This is a genomic window from Paracoccus acridae (genome assembly GCF_014642735.1).
Lineage (GTDB): Bacteria > Pseudomonadota > Alphaproteobacteria > Rhodobacterales > Rhodobacteraceae > Paracoccus > Paracoccus acridae.
In genome coordinates, this window is the sequence record NZ_BMIV01000005.1 from 209,373 (window position 1) to 227,754 (window position 18,382).

The 18,382-nt window shown below is 68.8% G+C and carries 20 protein-coding genes; 14 read left to right on the top strand and 6 right to left on the bottom strand.

What is annotated here, in order from left to right:
* Window positions 1–36 precede the first annotated feature (36 nt).
* The 8 genes from IEX25_RS09795 (at window position 37) to der (ending at window position 8,533) form a co-directional block, all read left to right on the top strand.
* Complete coding sequence (locus IEX25_RS09795; protein WP_188715008.1) at window positions 37–270, top strand: hypothetical protein; 234 nt, start codon at window positions 37–39, stop codon at window positions 268–270.
* A 144-nt stretch (window positions 271–414) separates the two neighbouring features.
* Window positions 415–765, top strand: coding sequence for a sarcosine oxidase subunit delta (locus tag IEX25_RS09800; RefSeq protein ID WP_188715010.1), 351 nt, complete (start codon window positions 415–417; stop codon window positions 763–765).
* Entirely contained in the window at window positions 762–3,692 is a 2,931-nt protein-coding gene (locus IEX25_RS09805) for a sarcosine oxidase subunit alpha family protein (RefSeq protein ID WP_188715012.1), read from the top strand. Before IEX25_RS09800 ends, IEX25_RS09805 begins: the two co-directional genes overlap by 4 nt.
* On the top strand, window positions 3,685–4,203 hold the full coding sequence (locus IEX25_RS09810; RefSeq protein WP_188715014.1) for a sarcosine oxidase subunit gamma: 519 nt from the start codon (window positions 3,685–3,687) through the stop codon (window positions 4,201–4,203). The genes IEX25_RS09805 and IEX25_RS09810 overlap by 8 nt, the downstream gene beginning before the upstream one ends.
* Before the next feature lie 87 nt (window positions 4,204–4,290).
* The gene (locus tag IEX25_RS09815; RefSeq protein WP_188715016.1) at window positions 4,291–4,890 is read left to right on the top strand and encodes a superoxide dismutase; all 600 of its coding nucleotides are present in this window, start codon (window positions 4,291–4,293) and stop codon (window positions 4,888–4,890) included.
* A 128-nt stretch (window positions 4,891–5,018) separates the two neighbouring features.
* Window positions 5,019–5,687, top strand: coding sequence for a hypothetical protein (locus tag IEX25_RS09820; RefSeq protein WP_188715018.1), 669 nt, complete (start codon window positions 5,019–5,021; stop codon window positions 5,685–5,687).
* A gap of 39 nt (window positions 5,688–5,726) precedes the next feature.
* Window positions 5,727–7,052 carry an outer membrane protein assembly factor BamB family protein gene (locus IEX25_RS09825; protein ID WP_188715020.1) on the top strand — a complete coding sequence of 442 codons (1,326 nt, stop codon included), beginning with the start codon at window positions 5,727–5,729 and terminating at the stop codon, window positions 7,050–7,052.
* Window positions 7,049–8,533: a ribosome biogenesis GTPase Der gene (gene der / locus IEX25_RS09830; RefSeq protein WP_188715022.1), complete on the top strand. Its 1,485-nt coding sequence runs from the start codon at window positions 7,049–7,051 to the stop codon at window positions 8,531–8,533. Before IEX25_RS09825 ends, der begins: the two co-directional genes overlap by 4 nt.
* On the opposite strand, the gene IEX25_RS09835 is transcribed toward der, so the two are convergent.
* The 3 genes from IEX25_RS09835 to IEX25_RS09845 all read right to left on the bottom strand — a co-directional run bounded on the left by IEX25_RS09835 (window position 8,530) and on the right by IEX25_RS09845 (window position 11,056).
* Entirely contained in the window at window positions 8,530–9,276 is a 747-nt protein-coding gene (locus IEX25_RS09835; RefSeq protein WP_103173377.1) for a hypothetical protein, read from the bottom strand. The genes der and IEX25_RS09835 overlap by 4 nt on opposite strands.
* Window positions 9,277–9,332: 56 nt before the next feature.
* Window positions 9,333–10,625: a serine--tRNA ligase gene (serS, locus tag IEX25_RS09840; protein ID WP_103173423.1), complete on the bottom strand. Its 1,293-nt coding sequence runs from the start codon at window positions 10,623–10,625 to the stop codon at window positions 9,333–9,335.
* An 83-nt stretch (window positions 10,626–10,708) separates the two neighbouring features.
* Entirely contained in the window at window positions 10,709–11,056 is a 348-nt protein-coding gene (locus IEX25_RS09845) for a thioredoxin fold domain-containing protein (RefSeq protein WP_103173376.1), read from the bottom strand.
* 63 nt (window positions 11,057–11,119) lie between these two features.
* Here IEX25_RS09845 and meaB point away from each other — a divergent pair, with 63 nt between their 5' ends.
* From meaB to IEX25_RS09870, 5 genes are all read left to right on the top strand, one after another.
* Window positions 11,120–12,088: a methylmalonyl Co-A mutase-associated GTPase MeaB gene (gene meaB / locus IEX25_RS09850; protein WP_103173375.1), complete on the top strand. Its 969-nt coding sequence runs from the start codon at window positions 11,120–11,122 to the stop codon at window positions 12,086–12,088.
* A gap of 52 nt (window positions 12,089–12,140) precedes the next feature.
* The gene (locus IEX25_RS09855; RefSeq protein ID WP_205049029.1) at window positions 12,141–13,205 is read left to right on the top strand and encodes a bifunctional transcriptional activator/DNA repair enzyme AdaA; all 1,065 of its coding nucleotides are present in this window, start codon (window positions 12,141–12,143) and stop codon (window positions 13,203–13,205) included.
* Between the two features lie 137 nt (window positions 13,206–13,342).
* Complete coding sequence (gene rpmB / locus IEX25_RS09860; RefSeq protein ID WP_103173374.1) at window positions 13,343–13,633, top strand: 50S ribosomal protein L28; 291 nt, start codon at window positions 13,343–13,345, stop codon at window positions 13,631–13,633.
* Window positions 13,634–13,729: 96 nt separating this feature from the next.
* Window positions 13,730–14,080 carry a hypothetical protein gene (locus IEX25_RS09865; RefSeq protein WP_146038653.1) on the top strand — a complete coding sequence of 117 codons (351 nt, stop codon included), beginning with the start codon at window positions 13,730–13,732 and terminating at the stop codon, window positions 14,078–14,080.
* Window positions 14,081–14,097: 17 nt separating this feature from the next.
* Window positions 14,098–14,553 carry a copper chaperone PCu(A)C gene (locus IEX25_RS09870; protein ID WP_103173372.1) on the top strand — a complete coding sequence of 152 codons (456 nt, stop codon included), beginning with the start codon at window positions 14,098–14,100 and terminating at the stop codon, window positions 14,551–14,553.
* On the opposite strand, the gene IEX25_RS09875 is transcribed toward IEX25_RS09870, so the two are convergent.
* Genes IEX25_RS09875 through IEX25_RS09885 form a run of 3 tightly spaced genes read right to left on the bottom strand, consistent with a single transcriptional unit; the run spans window position 14,550 to window position 17,681 of the window.
* Window positions 14,550–15,179: an arylesterase gene (locus tag IEX25_RS09875; RefSeq protein ID WP_229665127.1), complete on the bottom strand. Its 630-nt coding sequence runs from the start codon at window positions 15,177–15,179 to the stop codon at window positions 14,550–14,552. The two genes, IEX25_RS09870 and IEX25_RS09875, sit on opposite strands and share 4 nt — an antisense overlap.
* Window positions 15,176–17,419, bottom strand: coding sequence for a heavy metal translocating P-type ATPase (locus IEX25_RS09880; protein ID WP_103173371.1), 2,244 nt, complete (start codon window positions 17,417–17,419; stop codon window positions 15,176–15,178). Before IEX25_RS09880 ends, IEX25_RS09875 begins: the two co-directional genes overlap by 4 nt.
* Window positions 17,400–17,681 carry a hypothetical protein gene (locus IEX25_RS09885; protein ID WP_146038652.1) on the bottom strand — a complete coding sequence of 94 codons (282 nt, stop codon included), beginning with the start codon at window positions 17,679–17,681 and terminating at the stop codon, window positions 17,400–17,402. Before IEX25_RS09885 ends, IEX25_RS09880 begins: the two co-directional genes overlap by 20 nt.
* A gap of 140 nt (window positions 17,682–17,821) precedes the next feature.
* On the opposite strand from IEX25_RS09885, the gene IEX25_RS09890 reads away from it, so the two are divergent.
* Window positions 17,822–18,382 carry a L,D-transpeptidase gene (locus tag IEX25_RS09890; RefSeq protein ID WP_103173370.1) on the top strand — a complete coding sequence of 187 codons (561 nt, stop codon included), beginning with the start codon at window positions 17,822–17,824 and terminating at the stop codon, window positions 18,380–18,382.

An 18,382-nucleotide genomic window follows, 5' to 3' on the forward strand; every position in this document is an offset into this window, starting at 1 on the left:
GTCCGATAACCAAGGGTTGAACCGAAAGGGAAAAGCATGGCCGAACCCAACAGCAATCGCATGTATATCATCATCGGGGCCATCGTCGTCATTGTGGCGCTGCTGTTCTTCTTCATGTCGGGCGGCGACGATCCCGCAGCCGACGCGACGGCGACGGACGGCGCAACCACGACCGCACCGGCAACCACGACCGATCCGGCCGTCGATGACGCCGTCGAAGTCGAACCGGCCGCGCCAGCCACGCCCGGAACCACGGCCCCGGCGAACTGACCGCGCCAGCCTTCGCGTTTCTTCTTCGCTGAAGTATCCGCGGGGGTCCGGGGGCAGCCAGCCCCCGGCCTTTCCGCCCGAACCACCCGCAGCGTTTCCGCGCGGGTGGTTTTCGTCGTTTATCCCCCACCTGCCGAGCCTGTCATGCTGATCCTGACCTGCCCCTATTGCGGCGTCAAAGCCGAGGAAACCGAACTGTCCCCCGGGGGCGAGGCGCATCTGAAGCGCGTCGGACCAGGTGGCACGGCCGAGGAGTTCGAGGCCTATCTGTTCGCCCGCAAGAACATCAAGGGCGTGCATTTCGAACGCTGGCGGCACGCCTATGGCTGCGGCAAGTGGTTCCTGGCCGCGCGCGACACCCATACGATGCAGGTCTATGGCACCTACAAGGCCCAGACGGCGCACGCGACCGACGAGATCGTGGCGAATGCCCGTCAGGCCCGCGCCGAATGGGTGCCCGACTGGCCCCAGGGATCCGAGGCGGTGGTCGGATGAGCCGCACGCCCCCCTTCCGTCTGCCCAGGGGCGGCCGCCTGATCGACCGCGCCTTCCAGCTTGCCTTCCGCTTCGACGGCCGCCACCTGCGGGGCGTGCAGGGCGACACGCTGGCATCCGCCCTGCTGGCCAATGGCCAGATGCTGATGGGCCGGTCCTTCAAGTACCACCGCCCGCGCGGCCCCCTCGCTTCGGGGGCAGAGGAACCGAACGCGCTCTTCGGCCTGGGCCAGGGCGGCCGGTTCGAACCCAATCAGCGTGCCAGCACCACCGCGCTTGTCGCGGGCATGGTCCTGCGCAGCCAGAACTGCTGGCCCTCGCTGGACGCGGATGTCGGCGCGATCAACAACTGGCTGTCGCCGCTGTTGCCCGCCGGCTTCTACTACAAGACCTTCATCCACCCGCGCCCCTTCTGGAAGCACCTGTTCGAGCCGGTCATCCGCCGCAGCGCGGGACTTGGCCGGGCGCCCGTGGGTCCCGACCCCGACCGCTATGAACAGGCCTATGCCTTTGCCGAAACGGTCGTCGTGGGCGGCGGCATCGCCGGGCTGACGGCGGCGCGGGATGCCGCGGACAAGGGCGGCCGGGTGATCGTGCTGGAACAGGACCCCGTCTGGGGCGGGCGCACGCCGACCGATCACGACGGCGGCCCGGCCGCCATCGACGCGCTGCTGGCCGACCTGCGCGGGCGCGGCAACGTGACCCTGCGCCGCAACTGCATGGCGACGGGGCTTTACGACCACGGCTATCTTCTGGCGCGAGAGGCGCTTGCCGACCACGACCCGAACCAGGGCATTCCCCGCCAGCGGTTGTGGCGCATCCGGGCGGGCCATGTGATCACGGCGACCGGCGCGCTGGAACGCCCGCTGTCCTTCGCCTGCAACGACGTGCCGGGGGTGATGCTGGCTTCCGCCGTGCGCGACTTCATCAGCGGCTACGGCGTGGCGCCGGGCCGGCGGATCGTGGCCGTCACCAACAACGACGACGCCTATCGCACCGCGCTGACCGCCCAGGCGGCGGGGCTGGAGGTCGTGGCCGTCATCGACGCCCGCCCGCAGGCCAGGGGCGACCTGCCGCAGGCCGCGCGCGCGGCGAACATTCCGGTCATGACGGGCAAGGCCGTCGCCAAGGTCAAGGGCGGGACCCATGTCGAGGGCGTGGCGATCTGCGACCAGGCGGGCGACGGGCGCGTGACCGGCAGCCTGGATTGCGACGTGGTTGCCATGTCGGGCGGCTGGTCGCCGGTGGTCCACCTGTACAGCCATTGCGGCGGCCGGCTGACCTGGGACGAACCCGAGGCGATGTTCCGCCCCGACCCGTCGCGCCCGCCCTTGGGTGCGGATGGCAAGCCGATGGTCACCGTCCTGGGCGCCGCCAACGGCGATCTGCGCTGCGCGGGCGACCTGGAACGGTCCGAAGCGCCCACAATGCCGGTCTGGGTCATGCCGCAAGACGCGCCCTACAAGCTGCGCGCCAAGATGTGGCTGGATTTCCAGAACGACGTGAAGGTCAGCGACGTGGAACTGGCCGCGCGCGAAGGCTATGCCTCGGTCGAACATGCCAAGCGATACACGACGCTGGGCATGGCGACCGACCAGGGCAAGAACAGCAACATCAACGGTCTGGCGGTGCTGTCGAAGGCGCTGAACCAGCCGCTGGAAGCCACCGGCACCACCACCTTCCGCCCGCCCTATACGCCCCTGACCCTTGGCACCATCGCGGCCGAGGCGCGGGGCGAGGCCTTCCAGCCCCTGCGCAAGACGCCGATGCACGACTGGCACGCCAGCCACGGCGCGTCCTTCGAACCCGTGGGCCATTGGCGCCGCCCCTACAGCTATCCCCGCGCGGGCGAGGACCGGCATGGCGCCGTCAACCGGGAAATCCTTGCGGTGCGCAACGGCGTGGGCACGCTGGACGCCTCGACCCTGGGCAAGATCGTGGTCAAGGGGCCGGATGCCGGCCGGTTCCTGGACATGATGTACACCAACATGATGTCCACGCTGCCGGTCGGCAAATGCCGCTATGGGTTGATGTGCAACGAGAACGGCTTCCTGATGGATGACGGGGTGGTGGCGCGCCTGTCCACCGATACCTGGCTGTGCCACACCACCACCGGCGGGGCCGACCGCATCCACGGGCACATGGAGGACTGGCTGCAATGCGAATGGTGGGACTGGCAGGTTTATACCGCCAACCTGACCGAGCAATATGCCCAGATCGCCGTCGCCGGACCCAGGGCGCGCGAATTGCTGCAGCGCCTGCCGGGCACCATCGACCTGTCGCAGGACGCCTTGCCCTTCATGCAATGGGCCGAGGGCGCACTGGCGGGCATCCCCGCGCGCATCTATCGCATCAGCTTCTCGGGCGAGCTGTCCTACGAGATCGCCGTGCCCGCGGGCCGCGGGCTGGAACTGTGGGAACGGTTGCACGCCGAGGGCCGCGACCTGGACATCACCCCCTATGGCACCGAGGCGATGCATGTCATGCGCGCCGAAAAGGGATTCATCATGATCGGGGATGAAACCGACGGCACGGTGATCCCGCAGGATCTGGGGCTGCACTGGGCGATCTCGAAGAAGAAGCCGGACTATATCGGCAAGCGCGCGCAGGCCCGCAGCTTCATGAAGGACGGCAGCCGCTGGCAACTGGTGGGTCTGGAAAGCCTGGATGGCCGCGTCTTGCCCGACGGCGCCTATGCGGTGGAACCGGGCGTGAACGCCAACGGGCAACGCAAGACGCAGGGGCGCGTCACCTCCTCCTATCATTCGCCGACGCTGGACCGCCCCATCGCCATGGGGCTGGTGCGCCACGGCCCGGCGCGGATGGGGCAGGTGCTGGAATTTCCCCTGCCATCGGGCGAGGTGATGAAGGCGCGGATCGTCGATCCGGTCTTCTACGACAAGGAAGGAACCCGTCTGAATGGCTGAGGCGCTTGCAGACATCGCCCGTGTCACCGGGCTGGGAATGGTCACGATCCGCGCCGACCTGGACCACGCCGGCGACGCGATTGCCGAGGCTGCGGGCCTGGCAATCCCCGGACAGACCCGCATCGTGACCGATGGCAGCCGGTCGCTTGGCTGGATGTCGCCCGATGAATTGCTGCTGATCCTGCCTGCTGCGGAACTGGCCGACGCGATTGCGGCGCTGACCGACGCCCTGGCTTCTGAACATGCGCTTGTCGTCGATGTGTCGGACGCCCGCGCGGTCTTCGACGTGACCGGCCCTCATGCGGACGACGTGATCGCCAAGCTGATGCCGGTCGATCTAGACGACCTGCCGCCCGACGGATTGCGGCGAAGCCGCGCAGCCCAGACGGCGGCGGCGCTGTGGCGCATCCCCGGCGGTTTCCGGCTGATCGGGTTCCGGTCCACGGCGGATTACCTGCGCCTGATCCTTGAGAACGCGGCCATTCCCGGCAGTGGGCTGGCCCCGCGCTAGGAACCCGGCCCGCACCCCTTGCGTTTGACCCGCGAATGCGGGACCGTGCGCCCGACCAAGGCTCAACCCATTCTGAAAGGACAGAAAATGGCTTTCACGCTTCCCGATCTTCCCTATGCGCATGATGCACTGGCCGAAGGCGGCATGTCCAGGGAAACGCTGGAATACCACCACGACAAGCACCACAAGGCCTATGTGGACAAGCTGAACGAACTGGTGGCCGGCACCGAATGGGACGGCAAGTCGCTGGAGGACATCGTCAAGGGCACCTACCAGAAGGGCGCGGTCGCCCAGAACGGCATCTTCAACAATGCCAGCCAGCATTGGAACCACGCGCAGTTCTGGGAAATGATGACGCCGAAGCCGGGCGCCATGCCGTCGGAACTGGAACGGGCGATCACCGAATCCTTCGGCTCGGTCGATGATTTCAAGAAGAAGTTCACCAAAGGCGGCGTGGGCCAGTTCGGCTCGGGCTGGGTGTGGCTGGTCAAGAACGCCGACGGCGGGCTGGAAGTGACCAAGACGGAAAACGGCGTGAATCCCCTGTGCCACGGCCAGACGGCGCTTCTGGGCTGCGACGTGTGGGAACACAGCTATTACATCGATTTCCGCAACGCGCGTCCGAAATACCTGGAAAACTTCCTGTCGAACCTGGTGAACTGGGAAAACGTCGCCTCGCGCATGTGATCCTTGCCCCATCGGCAAAAGGCCCGGCGGATCCGTTCCGCCGGGTTTTTTCTTGTGATCGGCGCGGCATTGGCTTTCCGCCGCGTGCCGGTATAAGACAGGGCGCAAGACGGTTGCGGAAGGCAAGGATGGCCAATCAGAACGACAACTTCATCGACGAGGTGTTCGAGGATCTGCGCCGCGAGCGCCTGTTCCGGCTGTTTCGCCGCTGGGGCTGGGTCGCGGGCCTGCTGATCCTGGGCATCGTCGCGGGCGTGATCTGGCGCGAATACAGCCAGTCGCGCGCGGAAGCCGAGGCGCGGGCCTGGGGCGATGCGATCGTGGCGGCCCAGGCGGGCGACGATCCGGCGGCGATCATGGCCGTCGATCCGCAGGGCGCTGAATCCCGCCGGGTGCTGGCGGCGCTTCTGGCGGCTTCGGAATGGTCCGAAAACGACGGCGACGATGCGGCGGCCGCTGCCCTGCGCGACGTGGCAGGCGACACCGCGGCCGGCACGGTGCTGCACGACCTGGCCGAATTGAAGCTGGTGATGCTGCAAGGCGAGACGATGGATCCCGCGCAGCGCGACGAAATCCTGTCCCGGCTGTCGCGCGCGGGCGCGCCCTTTGAACTCTTGGCGCTGGAACAGAAGGCGGTTGCGCTGATCGGTGCCGGCCGGACGGAAGATGCCGTGAACCTGATCCGCCAGATCCAGCAAAAGGACGGCATGACCGAGGCCTTGCGCCTGCGCCTGTCCGAGATGATGATCGCCCTTGGCGTCGAGCCGGAACCATCTGAAAACATGCCCGCGGGCTGATCCAGCGGGCAACCGAACGATACGAGGGAGAGGCGAGGAATGACCGCCACGCTGCGACTGACCCTGGCCCTGGCGGCCGCCCTTGGCCTGCAAGCCTGCGGCGAACGGGACACGATCCTGCCGGGGCAGCGGCTGGACCCGCTGGCCGTCACCTCGCCCGACGGGCCGGCCATCGAAGGCCCGGCGCCCGTCACCTCGACCGCGCTGCGGCTGGCGGCGCCGGTGACGAATGGCGAATGGACCCATCGCGCGGGCAATGCCGCCCACCAGCCGGGCCACCTGGCCGTGGGTCAGGGCAAGACCCGCATCTGGACCGCCGATATCGGCCAGGGCAGCGGCAAGCGCCACCGCATCAGCGCCGATCCGGTGGTCGGCGGCGGCCTAGTCTTCACGCTGGACAGCCGCACGCGCGTGACCGCGACCACGACCGGCGGCGCGACGGCCTGGACCAGCGACATCGCGCCCGCGCTGGAAACGCGCGACAGCGTGTCGGGCGGCGGCCTCGCCTATGAAGGCGGGCGCGTCTATGCCACCAGCGGCTTTGGCGAACTGGTCGCGCTTGACGCGGCATCCGGCCGGGTGCTGTGGCGCCAGCGGGTCGATGCGCCGATCGGCGGCGGCCCGGCGGTGCAGAACGGCGTCGTCTATGTGCTGGGCCGCAACGACATCGGCTGGGCGGTGCGCGCCGCCGACGGCAAGGTGCTGTGGCAGACCTCGGGCACGCCCTCGACCGCGGGCGTGATGGGCGTCTCGGTGCCCGCGATCCAGGGCAATACGGTGATCTTCCCCTTTGCATCCGGGCAGCTTCTGGCGGCGGACCGGGAAACCGGCGCGACGCTGTGGACCGCGCAGATCGGCGGCATGCGGATCGGCCGCGCCATCGCCAATATCCGCGACGTGACCGGCGATCCGGTGATTTCCGGCAACATCGTCTATGGCGGAACATCGTCGGGGCGCATCAGCGCGGTCGAACTGGACAGCGGGATCGAGGCCTGGTCGGCGCGAGACGGGGCCAACAGCCCGGTCGTCGTGGCGGGCGGGTCGGTCTTTGCCGTCAACGACCAGGCCGAGCTGATCCGGCTGGACGCCGCGACCGGCGGCGTGATCTGGCGCGTCCCCATGCCCTATTACACGACCGAGCGCGTCCGCAAGCAGGACCGCATCCACGCGCATTTCGGCCCGGTCCTGGCCGGTGGCCGCCTGTTCGTCGTCTCCTCGGACGGCGTGATGCGTGTGTTCGACCCCAATTCCGGCGGCCTGGTGGGACAGGCGCAGATCCCCGGTGGTGCCGCCACCGCCCCTGCCGTTGCGGGCCAGACGATCTATGTCGTCTCGCGCGCGGGCCAATTGCACGCATTCAGATGACATTCACACTCGCCATCGTCGGTCGGCCCAATGTCGGCAAATCGACCCTGTTCAACCGTCTTGTCGGCAAGAAGCTGGCCCTGGTCGATGACCAGCCGGGCGTCACCCGCGACCTGCGCGAGGGCGCGGCGCGGCTGGGGGACCTGCGCTTTGTCGTGATCGACAGCGCCGGCCTGGAAATGGCCGAGGATGACAGCCTGCAGGGCCGGATGCGCCGCCTGACCGAACGCGCGGTGGACGAGGCAGACATCTGCCTGTTCGTGATCGACGCCCGCGTGGGCGTGACTGCCGCCGACGAATATTTCGCCGAGATCCTGCGCCGTCGCGCGAAGCACGTCATCGTCGCCGCCAACAAGGCCGAGGGTCGGGCGGGCGAATCCGGCGCGATGGAGGCTTACGGCCTGGGCCTGGGCGAGCCGCTGCGGATCAGCGCCGAACATGGCGAAGGGATGGACGATCTTTATCGCGCCTTGGTCCCGCTGTCAGACCAGATCGAGGCCGAGCGTCCCGCCCCGGTGGCCGCCGAAACCTACATCGACATTTCGGACGAGGATGCCGAGACCGGCGAAGGCGCCGAGGATTGGCGCCCGTCCGCCGCGCGCCCGCTGCAACTGGCGGTGATCGGACGGCCCAATGCGGGCAAGTCCACCCTGATCAACAAGATTATCGGCGAGGACCGGTTGCTGACCGGTCCCGAAGCCGGGATCACCCGCGATTCGATCAGCGTGGCGACCACCTTCATGGGCACGCCCATGCGCATCTTCGACACGGCGGGGATGCGCAAGCGCGCCAAGGTGACGGACAAGGTAGAAAAACTTTCCGTGGCCGACGGCCTGCGCGCCGTGCGCTTTGCCGAGGTCGTGGTGGTCTTGCTGGATGTGGCCATCCCCTTCGAGCAGCAGGATCTGCGCATCGCCGATTTCGCCGAAACCGAGGGCCGGGCCGTCGTGATCGCCGCGAACAAGTGGGATCTGGAAGACGACAAGCCCCACAAGCTGAACGAGCTTCGCGCGAATTTCGAAAAGCTGCTGCCGCAGTTGAAGGGCGCGCCGCTGGTCACGGTATCCGCGCGCACCGGCAAGGGCCTGGACCGGCTGCACGCCGCGATCCTGAAGGCGCACGAGGTCTGGAACCGCCGCATCTCGACCGCGCGGCTGAACCAGTGGCTGGGCGCGATGACCGAAAGCCACCCGCCCCCCGCGCCGGGCGGCCGCCGGATCCGGCTGCGCTACATGACCCAGGTGAAGACCCGGCCGCCGGCCTTCGTGGTCAAGGCGACCCATACGGACAAGCTGCCCGACAGCTATCAGCGCTATCTGGTGAATGGGCTGCGGCAGGACTTCGACATGCCCGGCACGCCGATCCGGCTGTTTTTCCGCGACCAGGGGACCGACAATCCCTACAAGGAAAAGGCCAACAAGATCAGCCAGTCCGGTGCCCTGTCCAAGCACAAGAACCGGCAGAAGCCGAAGGGCGCCTAGGTCGCGGCCCGCACCAGCACGACCCCCATTCCCGATATCCCGATGATCGCCGCCAGGGCGACGCCGGGATTGCTGCCCATCGTGGAAATGGCGACGGCGCAGAAGGCCCAGATGATCGCCAGCGAAAATCCCAGTGCGCGGCCCAGGCGTTCCTGGGCGATCATGCCGATGACCGCGCCGGGCAGGATTGCCAGGATCGCCGTCTGCGGCGTGGTCAGTTCAAGCGGCACGCCGATCAGCGTGGCGACGGTGCCGGTGCCAAGCGCAACGCTCCACCCTGCCAGGAAGCCCAAGGCGGGGCGGCGCTGGCCCTTTGCGCGGATCGCCCCGGACAGGGCCGCCGTCAGCATCAGCAGCGCGCCAAGCGTGGCCAGCGGCTTGTGCAGATCGACCAGCCAGGGCCAGGCCGCGCCCACAGCCAGGGCCAAGGTCAGGGGATGCCAGGCGGGATGGGGACCGTGGTCGGACGGATCAAGATATTGCCCGACCCCGTCCAGCAGCAAAAGCGACCACAACGCGATCAGCAAGGCCCACATCAGCGGGGTCTGCGGCTGGACATAAAGCTGCGGCAATGTCGCGACCGGAACCGGCGCATGGCCCCCGAAGGCATCATAGCCCAGCCCCTGCGACAGCGTAGGCGCGGCGATCTGCAGGGCGGGGCGGCCCAAGGTCGCCAGCAGCAAGCCGCTGGCGACGAACACTGTCACCGATCCCAGGTAAAGAATGTCCGCCGCGCGTGCCATGCAGGACAACGCGGCAACCGGCGGGCAGTTTCTGGGCTGGACCGAAAGTTGGTTAATCAGCCCAGCCTGCCGTCGGCGGCCAGGGTCGTCGCGCCGCCCAGATAGGGATGCAGTGCGGCGGGCAGGACGACCGATCCGTCGGCCTGCTGGCCGTTTTCCAGCACCGCGATCAGCGCGCGGCCCACGGCCAGGCCGGACCCGTTCAGCGTGTGGACGAATTCCGGCTTGCCGGTCTTGTCCGACCGATAGCGCGCGTTCATCCGCCGCGCCTGGAAATCGCCGCAGTAACTGACGCTGCTGATCTCTCGATACTTGTCCTGGCCGGGCAGCCAGACCTCCAGGTCATGGGTGATCCGCGCCCCGAAGCCCATATCGCCGGTGCAAAGCACGATGGTGCGATAGGGCAGTTCAAGGGCTTCCAGCACGGCCTCGGCGCAGCGGGTCATGCGGTCGTGTTCCGCCACGCCCGTATCGGCGTCGGTGATGGACACCATCTCGACCTTCTCGAACTGGTGCTGGCGCAGCATCCCCGTGGTGTCGCGGCCCGCGCTGCCGGCCTCGGACCGGAAGCATTGGCTGTGGGCCACCATGCGGCGGGGCAGGCTTGCATGATCGACCAGATCGCCGTTGACGGTATTGGTCAGCGTCACCTCGGACGTGGGGATCAGCCAGTAACCCTCTCGCGTCAGATAGCTGTCCTCGCCGAACTTGGGCAGCTGGCCGGTGCCGACCATCATCTCCTCCAGCACCAGGACGGGGGCCCAGGTTTCCTGAAGGTCGTGCTTGGTGACATGCAGGTCCAGCATGAACTGGGCAAGCGCGCGGTGGATGCGCGCGACCCCGCCTTTCAGCACGACGAAGCGGCTGCCCGACAGCTTGGCGGCGGTCTCGAAGTCCATGCCCGGCTTGACGCCCGCGATCTCGAAATGCTCGACGGGGGTGAAGTCGAAGGCGCGGGGGCTGCCCCAGCGGCGCAGTTCCACGTTGTCGTTTTCGTCGCGACCTTCCGGGACGCTGTCCAGCGGCAGGTTCGGGATCTCCATCAGCAATTCGCGCAACCGGCCGTCCAGCAGGGACGCCTCGGCCTGCATCCGGGTCACGTCGGCCTTCTTTTCGGCGATCATGGCGCGCAGGTGTTCGAATTCGGCATTGTCGCCGCGCGCCTTGGCGGCGCCCACGTCCTTGCTGGCGCGGTTCTGGTCGGCCTGGGCGGTTTCGGCCGCGACGATGCGGGCGCGGCGATCGGCGTCCAGCGACAGGATGCGATCCGACATGGGCGACAACCCGCGCCGCGACAGGGCGGCGTCGAAGGCTGCGGGGTTTTCCCGGATGGCACGGATGTCATGCATGATCGTCACCGTAGGCTGGAAGCGTTGCCGGGTCCCTAGCCGATGCAGGCCCCTTGCGGAAGCCCGGCGCGGCATTTTGCGCGCTAGCTGCGGCCTGCCTGCGTCAGGAGGTCCGACAATGCCGGATAGAACTGGTCCGCCGTCATGTGGCCTTCCAGCCGCCCGACCTCGGACCCGTTCTCCAGCAGGATAAAGGTCGGCGTGACAAAGGGACGCCGCGCCAGGGCCAGCCCGTCGGGATAGGGGCCATGGATGTCCACGCGCATCAGCGGCGCCGCGCGGCCCGCGTCGGAGGCCGCATAGCCCGGCCCGATATTGCGGTCCCAGGCCTGGCAATAGATGCAGCCGTCCTTCTCGACCATCAGCAGGCGCAGGGGGTCGGCCGCGGCGGGCAGGGTCATCAGGGCAAGGGCGGCAAGGAAACGGATCATGGCGGCATTATCGGATGGCGGCGGTGGCTTGGCAATCGCATCGCCGCCCCCTATCCCTTGACCATGGACGAGCTTCTGGAACCCCTGGTCGCCAAGGACCGGCGCGCCCTGTCGCGGGCGATCACGCTGATCGAATCGACGCGCCCCGATCACCGCGCCCGCGCAGTGGCGTTGCTGGCGGATCTGCCCGACGGCCAGGCGCTGCGGATCGGGCTGTCCGGCACGCCCGGCGTCGGCAAGTCCACCTTCATCGAGGCCTTCGGGACGATGCTGACAGAACAGGGCCTGCGCGTCGCGGTCCTTGCGGTCGATCCAAGTTCCGCGCGGTCCGGCGGGTCCATCCTGGGCGACAAGACCCGGATGGAGACGCTGGCGCGCAATCCCATGGCCTTCATCCGTCCCACGCCGTCCAACGCCCAGCTTGGCGGCGTGGCGCGCCGCACGCGAGAGGCGATCCGCCTGTGCGAGGCGGCGGGTTACGACGTGGTGCTGATCGAAACGGTCGGCGTCGGCCAGTCCGAAACCCTTGTGGCCGAGATGTGCGACCTGTTCGTCCTGCTGCTGGCCCCGGCGGGTGGCGACGAATTGCAGGGCGTCAAGCGCGGCATCATGGAGATGGCTGACCTGATCCTGGTCAACAAGGCCGATGGCGAGTTGCTGGGCACCGCGCGCCGCACGGTCGCGGATTACGCGGGCGCGCTGCGCCTGCTGCGCAAGCGCCCACAGGATCCCCAGGGCTTTCCCAAAGCGCTGCCGGTATCCGCCGCGACCGGCGACGGCTTGGAAAAGGCCTGGTCCGAGATGCGGGCCTTGACCGAATGGCGGCGCGTGCAGGGCCATTTCGCGGCCAACCGGGCCGAGCAGGCGCGGCACTGGTTCCTGGCCGATGTGCGTGCGGGCCTGCTGGCGCGGCTGGAAACCCCTGCCGCGCGGGACCGGCTGATGCAGTTGGGCGATGCCGTGGCCCATGGCGATGCCGTTCCCGCCGAAGCCGCGCAGGACATGCTGGATTGGCTGGCCGCGCAGAAATAGACGCCCGATTTCGCGGCCCGTGCGGCCCCGCGAATCGGCTAGGATCGAAGGCATGGAGAGGGTGAACGACATGCTGGGCCTGCCTGATCACGACACGCTTTATGCCGCGCTTGTGGCGCGAGACCCTGCCTGGGAAGGGCGCGCCCTGGTGGGCGTCGCCACCACTGGCATCTTCTGCCGCCTCACCTGTCCGGCCCGCAAGCCGCTGGCCCGGAACTGCCGCTGGTTCGCATCCGCGAAGGATGCGCAGGCCGCCGGTTTTCGCCCCTGCCTGCGCTGTCATCCCGCTGGCGCCACCGCCGAAGGCGATCCGCTGGTGCGCGACCTGCTGGCCCGGCTGGAGGAACGCCCCGGCCACCGCTGGTCCGAGGGGGACCTGCTGGCGCTTGGGCATGACCCTTCGACCGTGCGGCGGGCCTTCAAGCGGCATTTCGGACAAAGCTTCCTGGGAATGGCCCGCGCGGCACGGCTGCGCAGCGGCATGTCCAGCCTGGCGAAAGGATCGGCGATGATCGAGGCGCAACTGGACGCGGGATTCGATTCGGCCTCGGGGTTCCGGGCGGCCTTCGCGCGGCTGTTCGGCCATGCGCCGCACCAGTTGCGGCAGGGGTCGGACCTGCTGGCCGACTGGATCGACACGCCCCTGGGCGGCATGATCGCCATCGCGGATGACAGCGCGCTGCACCTTCTGGAATTCATCGACCGCAAGGCCCTGCCCGATGGATTGCGCCGCCTGTCGGCCCATGTCGGCGGCCGGGTCGGCCTTGGGCGCACGCCGGTCCATGACCTGACGGAATCGCAACTGGCCGATTACTTCGCGGGGCAGGGGCCGCGGCTGGACGTGCCGGTGACGCTGCATGGCACCCCCTTCCAGCAGGTCGTCTGGCGCGCCTTGCAGGACATTCCCGCCGGTCAGACCCGCAGCTATGCCCAGCTTGCGGCGGCCATCGGGCGGCCCACGGCCATGCGCGCGGTGGCGCGGGCCAATGCCACGAACCGCATCGCCCTGGTCGTGCCCTGCCACCGGGTGATCGGCGCGGATGGCACGCTGACCGGCTATGCGGGCGGGCTGTGGCGCAAGGAAAAGCTGATCGCGATCGAACGCGGCTATGCCTGATTCGGGTTGACGGCCCGCGCGGGTTCCATTAGGGACGCGCAAACGGAATTCCGGGCGCTGCCTCGCGGCGCCCTTTCACTTTGGGCCGGAACCCCCCGCCGGGACCGCCCGCATAGCAAAGACGAAGGATCAACACCATGTCGCGCGTCTGCGAACTGACCGGCAAAGGCCCGATGACCGGCAACAATGTCAGCCACGCCAACAACAAGACCCGTCGCCGGTTCCTGCCGAACCTGAACGAGGTCACGTTGATGTCCGATGCCCTCGGCCGCAGCTATTCGCTGCGCATCTCGGCCGCGGCGCTGCGTTCGGTCGATCACCGGGGTGGCCTGGACGCCTTCCTGGCCAAGGCGAAGGATGCCGAACTGTCGGACCGCGCTCTGAAGATCAAGCGCGAGATCGCCAAGGCCGACGCGCCCCAGGCCTGATCAGGCCACTGACTGCGGCATTATGCCCCGTCGTTTCCACGGCGGGGCTTTTGCATGTCGGTTGCCTTCGCCCGCCTCTTGGCTGATGGTCCTGCCATGCGACACCCGGTCCATCTTGCGCTGATTCTGTGCCTTGCCCTGACCGGCATCGGTCTTGGCGCGGCGCGCGGCACAGTCGTCCGCGCCGAACGGGTCGTGCTTTGCACGGGGCATGGCGTGGTGGTCGTGGATCACCCGGATGCGCCCCGGTCCGCGCAGATCTGCCCCGACATGGCCTTGGCGCTGCTGGCCGCAGTGCCGGATGCGCCCCTGGATGGGCCGATCATGCGCAGTCCCGGTGCGCTTGCGCGGTCCTTGTCGGCCTTGCCCCTGCGGGACCAGCAATCCCCTCGGCCTGCGGCGCGCGATCCTCCTGTGTCACGGTTTTCCGCAACCACAACCGTTTGACACGAAGGACAACACAGATGATCCGCATGACCCTGGCCGCCCTGGCGGTCCTTTCCCCCGCAGCCGCACTTGCCGATGAGGGGCTGACGATCCGCGACGCCTATGTGCGCAGCACCAATCCCAAGACCGCCGCCGCCTTCATGGTGGTGGAAAACCACGGGGCCACCGACTGCCGCCTGACGGGCGTGTCGTCGGATGCGGCCGAAATGGTCGAATTGCACACCCATGCCGAGGTGGACGGCGTGATGAAGATGCAAAAGGTGGAAGGCGGCATCGCCATCCCGGCAGGGACCGAACATGCCCTTGCGCGGGGCGGCGACCATGTGATGCTGATGGGGCTGACCAAGCCCCTGGCCCAGGGCGAAACCGTCGCGCTGACGCTGGACTTCGGTGACTGCGGCACCCGGCCCATCGAGGCCGCTTTGGACAACGACCGCGCCGAGGAAGGCCACGGCGGCCATAAGGGCCACTAGCCCCTCAGCATCTGCCGGACCTTCGGGCCAAGCGCGGCGGCCATCAACCGGATGCCTGCCGCGTTCGGATGGATGCCATCTGCCAAAAGATAGTCGCGATGCCGAGCCTTCGGCAGGGCGGCAAGCGGGGCGTACAGGCTGGGCAGCAGCACCGCGCCGTGACGGTCGGCCAGGCGTGGCCAGATCGCGTGCCAAGCCTGTCTCCAGCCGACTTCGCCCGGAATGGGGTTCAGGCCGACCAGCAGCAGGGGGCGCCCGCCCGCCCCGGCCTGGGTCAGGATCGCGTCCAGGTTCGCCTCGGCCCGCGCGGCGGACCAGCCCAACAGCATGTCGTTGCCGCCAAGTTCCACGATGACCGCATCGGGGCGGTGGCGGCGCAGCGAAAATCCGATGCGCATCCGCCCGCCATAGGTCGTGTCCCCCGACAAGGCGGCCGGGATGATCGTCGCGGGCGTTCCGTCACGGTCAAGCCAGGCCTGCAACTGGGGCACCATCCCCTGTCCCCGCGCCAGGCCATAGCCCGCGAACAGGCTGTCCCCGAAGGCCAGCACGCGCGGTCGCGGCGGGGCCGCCCCGGCCAGGGCCATCGCGCCCGCCCCGGCAAGGACGCCCCGCCGCCCGATCACCGCACGCCCCGCAGGCGCAGGGCATTGCCCACCACGCAGACCGAGGACAGCGCCATGGCCCCGGCCCCCAGCATGGGCGACAGCTGCGGCCCGCCGAAGGGCACCAGCACGCCCATGGCGACGGGGATCAGCGCGGTGTTATAGGCGAAGGCCCAGAACAGGTTCTGCCGGATGTTGCGCATCACCGCCCGCGACAGGCGGATGGCGCGCGGCACCCCCGTCAGATCGCCGGACATCAGCACCAGATCCGCCGATTCGATGGCGATGCTGGTCCCAGAGCCGATGGCGATGCCGGTTTCCGCAGCCGCAAGCGCCGGGGCGTCGTTGATCCCGTCGCCCACGAAGACCGACCCGGCCCCCATGGCGCGGATCGCCTCCAGCTTGTCGCCGGGCATCAGGCTTGCCTGCACGTCGTCGATCCCCAGCCGCCGCGCCACGGCGCTTGCGGTGGCGGGAACGTCGCCGGACAGCATCGCCGTCCTCAGCCCCATGCCGTGCAGGGCGGCGATCATGCCGGGTGCGGTGTCGCGGACCGGATCGGCCAGGGCGAAGCTGGCGACGTGGCGGCCATCGACGGCCAGGTGGACCGGGGTCGCGCCTTGCGCGGCGGCTTCCTCGGCCGCCATGCACAGGGCCGGGGCAGGGACGATCCCGGCATCCGACAGGGCAGGCAGGTTGCCGATCAGCAACCGGCGCCCCTCGACCATGCCCGACAGGCCGCGCCCGGCCGTGGCTTGGACATCGGCCGCCGGGGGCAGGTCCAGCCCGCGTGCGGCCGCGCCCGCGACGATGGCCGCGCCCAGGGGGTGTTCGGACCGCGCCTCGGCGGCGGCGGCAAGGCGCAGGGCTTCGTCCTCGGCGATGCCGTCGGTCTGGATTGCGACCAGTTCCGGGCGCCCGCGCGTCAGCGTGCCGGTCTTGTCGAAGGCGATCAGCCGGGCGTTCGACAGGCGCTGCAGGGCCTCGCCCCGCCGGAACAGCACGCCCAGCTGCGCGCCGCGCCCGGTGCCGACCATGATGGACACCGGCACGGCCAGCCCCATCGCGCAGGGGCAGGCGATGATCAGCACGGCAACCCCAGCAACGACCGCATGAGCCAGGTCGGGACCGAAGGCCAGCCACAGCGCGAAGGTCAGCGCCGCCAGCCCGATCACCACGGGCACGAAGACGCGGGTGATGCGATCCACCAGGGCCTGCACGGGGAGGCGGGCGTTCTGGGCGCCTTCGACCATGGCGACGATGCGCGACAGCGTGGTTTCAGCGCCCGTGGCCGTGACGCGATAGGTCAGCGCGGCGGTGCCGTTCACCGTGCCGCCCGTCACCGGATCGCCGGGGGATTTCTCGACGGGCAGGGGTTCGCCCGTCAGCATGGATTCGTCGATATGGCCCCGGCCTTCGGTGACGACGCCATCGACGGCCACCCGTTCGCCGGGCGCCAGCAGCACCAGGTCGCCCGGCCACAGATCGGCGACCGCCACGGGGACGGGCCTGCCGTCGCGCAGGATGGTGGCGCGATCCGGGGCCAGTTCGATCAGCGCGCGGATCGCGGCCCCGGCCTGGCCCTTGGCGCGGGCCTCAAGCCAGCGGCCCATCAGGATCAGGGTGACGATGACCGCCGCAGCCTCGAAATAGACGTGCCGGGATGCGGGCGGGATCAGGCCCGGCAACAGCACCACCACGGCCGAGAACAGGAACGCCGCCCCGGATCCAAGCGCGACAAGGCTGTTCATCTCGGGCGCGCCGCGCAGCAGGGCGGGAATGCCGGTGGTGAAGAACCGCCGCCCCGGACCGGCCAGGACAAGCGCAGTCAGGATCATCTGCATCCAGTTCAGCGGCGCGGTGCCGACTTGTGCGTGCAGCCAGTGGTGAAAGGCCAGAACCAGATGGCCGCCCATTTCCGCCGCGAAGACCGGCAGGGTCAGGACAAGCGCCGTCAGGAAGGCGCGCTTCAGGGTCGCGGCCTCGTCGGTCCTAGCGACAGGCGCTACGTCTTGGGGAACGGTTGCCGGATAGCCCAGCTTGGTCACGACCCCGGCCAGGTCGGCGGGCGACAGGGTGGGAGCGTGGCGGATGCTTGCGGTGCCCGCCAGCAGGTTGACCTGCGCGTCCGCGACGCCGGGACGGGCCGACAGGGCACGGGCGACGCGGCCCGAACAGGCGGCGCAACTCATCCCCTCGACGGACAGGCGGGTGGTGACCAGGTCGCCCGGAACGGGCAGGTCAGATGATTGAACGGTCATGATGCGTGTTTCCTGAATGCGTGCCAAGGGACGGGTTCAGGAAACGGGGCGGCGCCTGCGGCCGCAGGGGCGCCCACCAGGGAAACTGCGCGGCGATCAGGGCACGCGGGTCACGGCGCGGCGCGCAGAGGGGGCGGGCCACGGCCGGGCGCGCATCCTGGTGGCAGCGGCAGGCCCGGTCGCCCCGGCCCCGGCACAGATGCGCGGGCCGCCGCAGGGGGCGACGCCGGGAATGACGGCAAGGGCGCAGGTGATCGGCCATGGATCTTCAGATGTGGCCGGCAGGGTCCGGGGTCAAGGCCCGTTTTTCCCCGTCCGATACGCCGACGTGAGTTGCCAGTGGCACCAATCCCTTGTTACTTGCGTTTCAGAGCAGAAGAACACGAGACCCACAGGATCACCATGAACCGCCGTGAGCTGATGTCGCTGGCCGTGCCGCTGATGGCCGCCGCCTATTTCGCCCCCTCGCTGGCCTTCTCGCAGGAGGCAGCGCGCGACCCCTATGCCCCGACCGAGGTCGCCATCCGCGAGGATTTCGAGGTCGGCAGCATCGTCGTGGTCAGCAAGGACTTCTTCCTGTACCACGTCATCGCGCCGGGCCGGGCGGTGCGTTACGGCGTGGCCGTGGGCACGGCCGAACTGGTCTGGAAGGGCCGCGCGACCGTAGGCCGCAAGGTCGAATGGCCGTCCTGGACGCCCACGCCCGACATGATCAAGCGCAAGCCCCAGCAATACGCGAAATGGGCCAACGGCATGCCCGGCGGCCCGCAGAACCCGCTGGGGGCACGGGCCCTGTATCTCTACAACGACAAGGGCCAGGACACCGCGATCCGCATCCACGGCACGACCGAGCCGAATTCCATCGGCCGGGCGGTGTCGAACGGCTGCCTGCGCATGCGCAACGAGGCGGTGATGGCGCTGTACGACCAGGTTCCGATCGGGGCGCCGGTCTACGTCTATTGA

What these genes read in the sequence shown, in the direction of transcription:
- IEX25_RS09890 (WP_103173370.1), top strand. Translation starts at nt 17,822, where the DNA reads ATGAACCGCCGTGAGCTGATGTCGCTGGCCGTGCCGCTGATGGCCGCC.
- IEX25_RS09845 (WP_103173376.1), bottom strand. Translation starts at nt 11,056, where the DNA reads ATGATCCGTTTCCTTGCCGCCCTTGCCCTGATGACCCTGCCCGCCGCG.
- IEX25_RS09855 (WP_205049029.1), top strand. Translation starts at nt 12,141, where the DNA reads ATGGAGAGGGTGAACGACATGCTGGGCCTGCCTGATCACGACACGCTT.
- IEX25_RS09865 (WP_146038653.1), top strand. Translation starts at nt 13,730, where the DNA reads ATGCGACACCCGGTCCATCTTGCGCTGATTCTGTGCCTTGCCCTGACC.
- rpmB (WP_103173374.1), top strand. Translation starts at nt 13,343, where the DNA reads ATGTCGCGCGTCTGCGAACTGACCGGCAAAGGCCCGATGACCGGCAAC.
- IEX25_RS09835 (WP_103173377.1), bottom strand. Translation starts at nt 9,276, where the DNA reads ATGGCACGCGCGGCGGACATTCTTTACCTGGGATCGGTGACAGTGTTC.
- IEX25_RS09880 (WP_103173371.1), bottom strand. Translation starts at nt 17,419, where the DNA reads ATGACCGTTCAATCATCTGACCTGCCCGTTCCGGGCGACCTGGTCACC.
- IEX25_RS09795 (WP_188715008.1), top strand. Translation starts at nt 37, where the DNA reads ATGGCCGAACCCAACAGCAATCGCATGTATATCATCATCGGGGCCATC.
- IEX25_RS09885 (WP_146038652.1), bottom strand. Translation starts at nt 17,681, where the DNA reads ATGGCCGATCACCTGCGCCCTTGCCGTCATTCCCGGCGTCGCCCCCTG.
- IEX25_RS09810 (WP_188715014.1), top strand. Translation starts at nt 3,685, where the DNA reads ATGGCTGAGGCGCTTGCAGACATCGCCCGTGTCACCGGGCTGGGAATG.
- meaB (WP_103173375.1), top strand. Translation starts at nt 11,120, where the DNA reads ATGGACGAGCTTCTGGAACCCCTGGTCGCCAAGGACCGGCGCGCCCTG.
- IEX25_RS09820 (WP_188715018.1), top strand. Translation starts at nt 5,019, where the DNA reads ATGGCCAATCAGAACGACAACTTCATCGACGAGGTGTTCGAGGATCTG.
- IEX25_RS09800 (WP_188715010.1), top strand. Translation starts at nt 415, where the DNA reads ATGCTGATCCTGACCTGCCCCTATTGCGGCGTCAAAGCCGAGGAAACC.
- IEX25_RS09815 (WP_188715016.1), top strand. Translation starts at nt 4,291, where the DNA reads ATGGCTTTCACGCTTCCCGATCTTCCCTATGCGCATGATGCACTGGCC.
- IEX25_RS09870 (WP_103173372.1), top strand. Translation starts at nt 14,098, where the DNA reads ATGATCCGCATGACCCTGGCCGCCCTGGCGGTCCTTTCCCCCGCAGCC.
- der (WP_188715022.1), top strand. Translation starts at nt 7,049, where the DNA reads ATGACATTCACACTCGCCATCGTCGGTCGGCCCAATGTCGGCAAATCG.
- IEX25_RS09805 (WP_188715012.1), top strand. Translation starts at nt 762, where the DNA reads ATGAGCCGCACGCCCCCCTTCCGTCTGCCCAGGGGCGGCCGCCTGATC.
- serS (WP_103173423.1), bottom strand. Translation starts at nt 10,625, where the DNA reads ATGCATGACATCCGTGCCATCCGGGAAAACCCCGCAGCCTTCGACGCC.
- IEX25_RS09825 (WP_188715020.1), top strand. Translation starts at nt 5,727, where the DNA reads ATGACCGCCACGCTGCGACTGACCCTGGCCCTGGCGGCCGCCCTTGGC.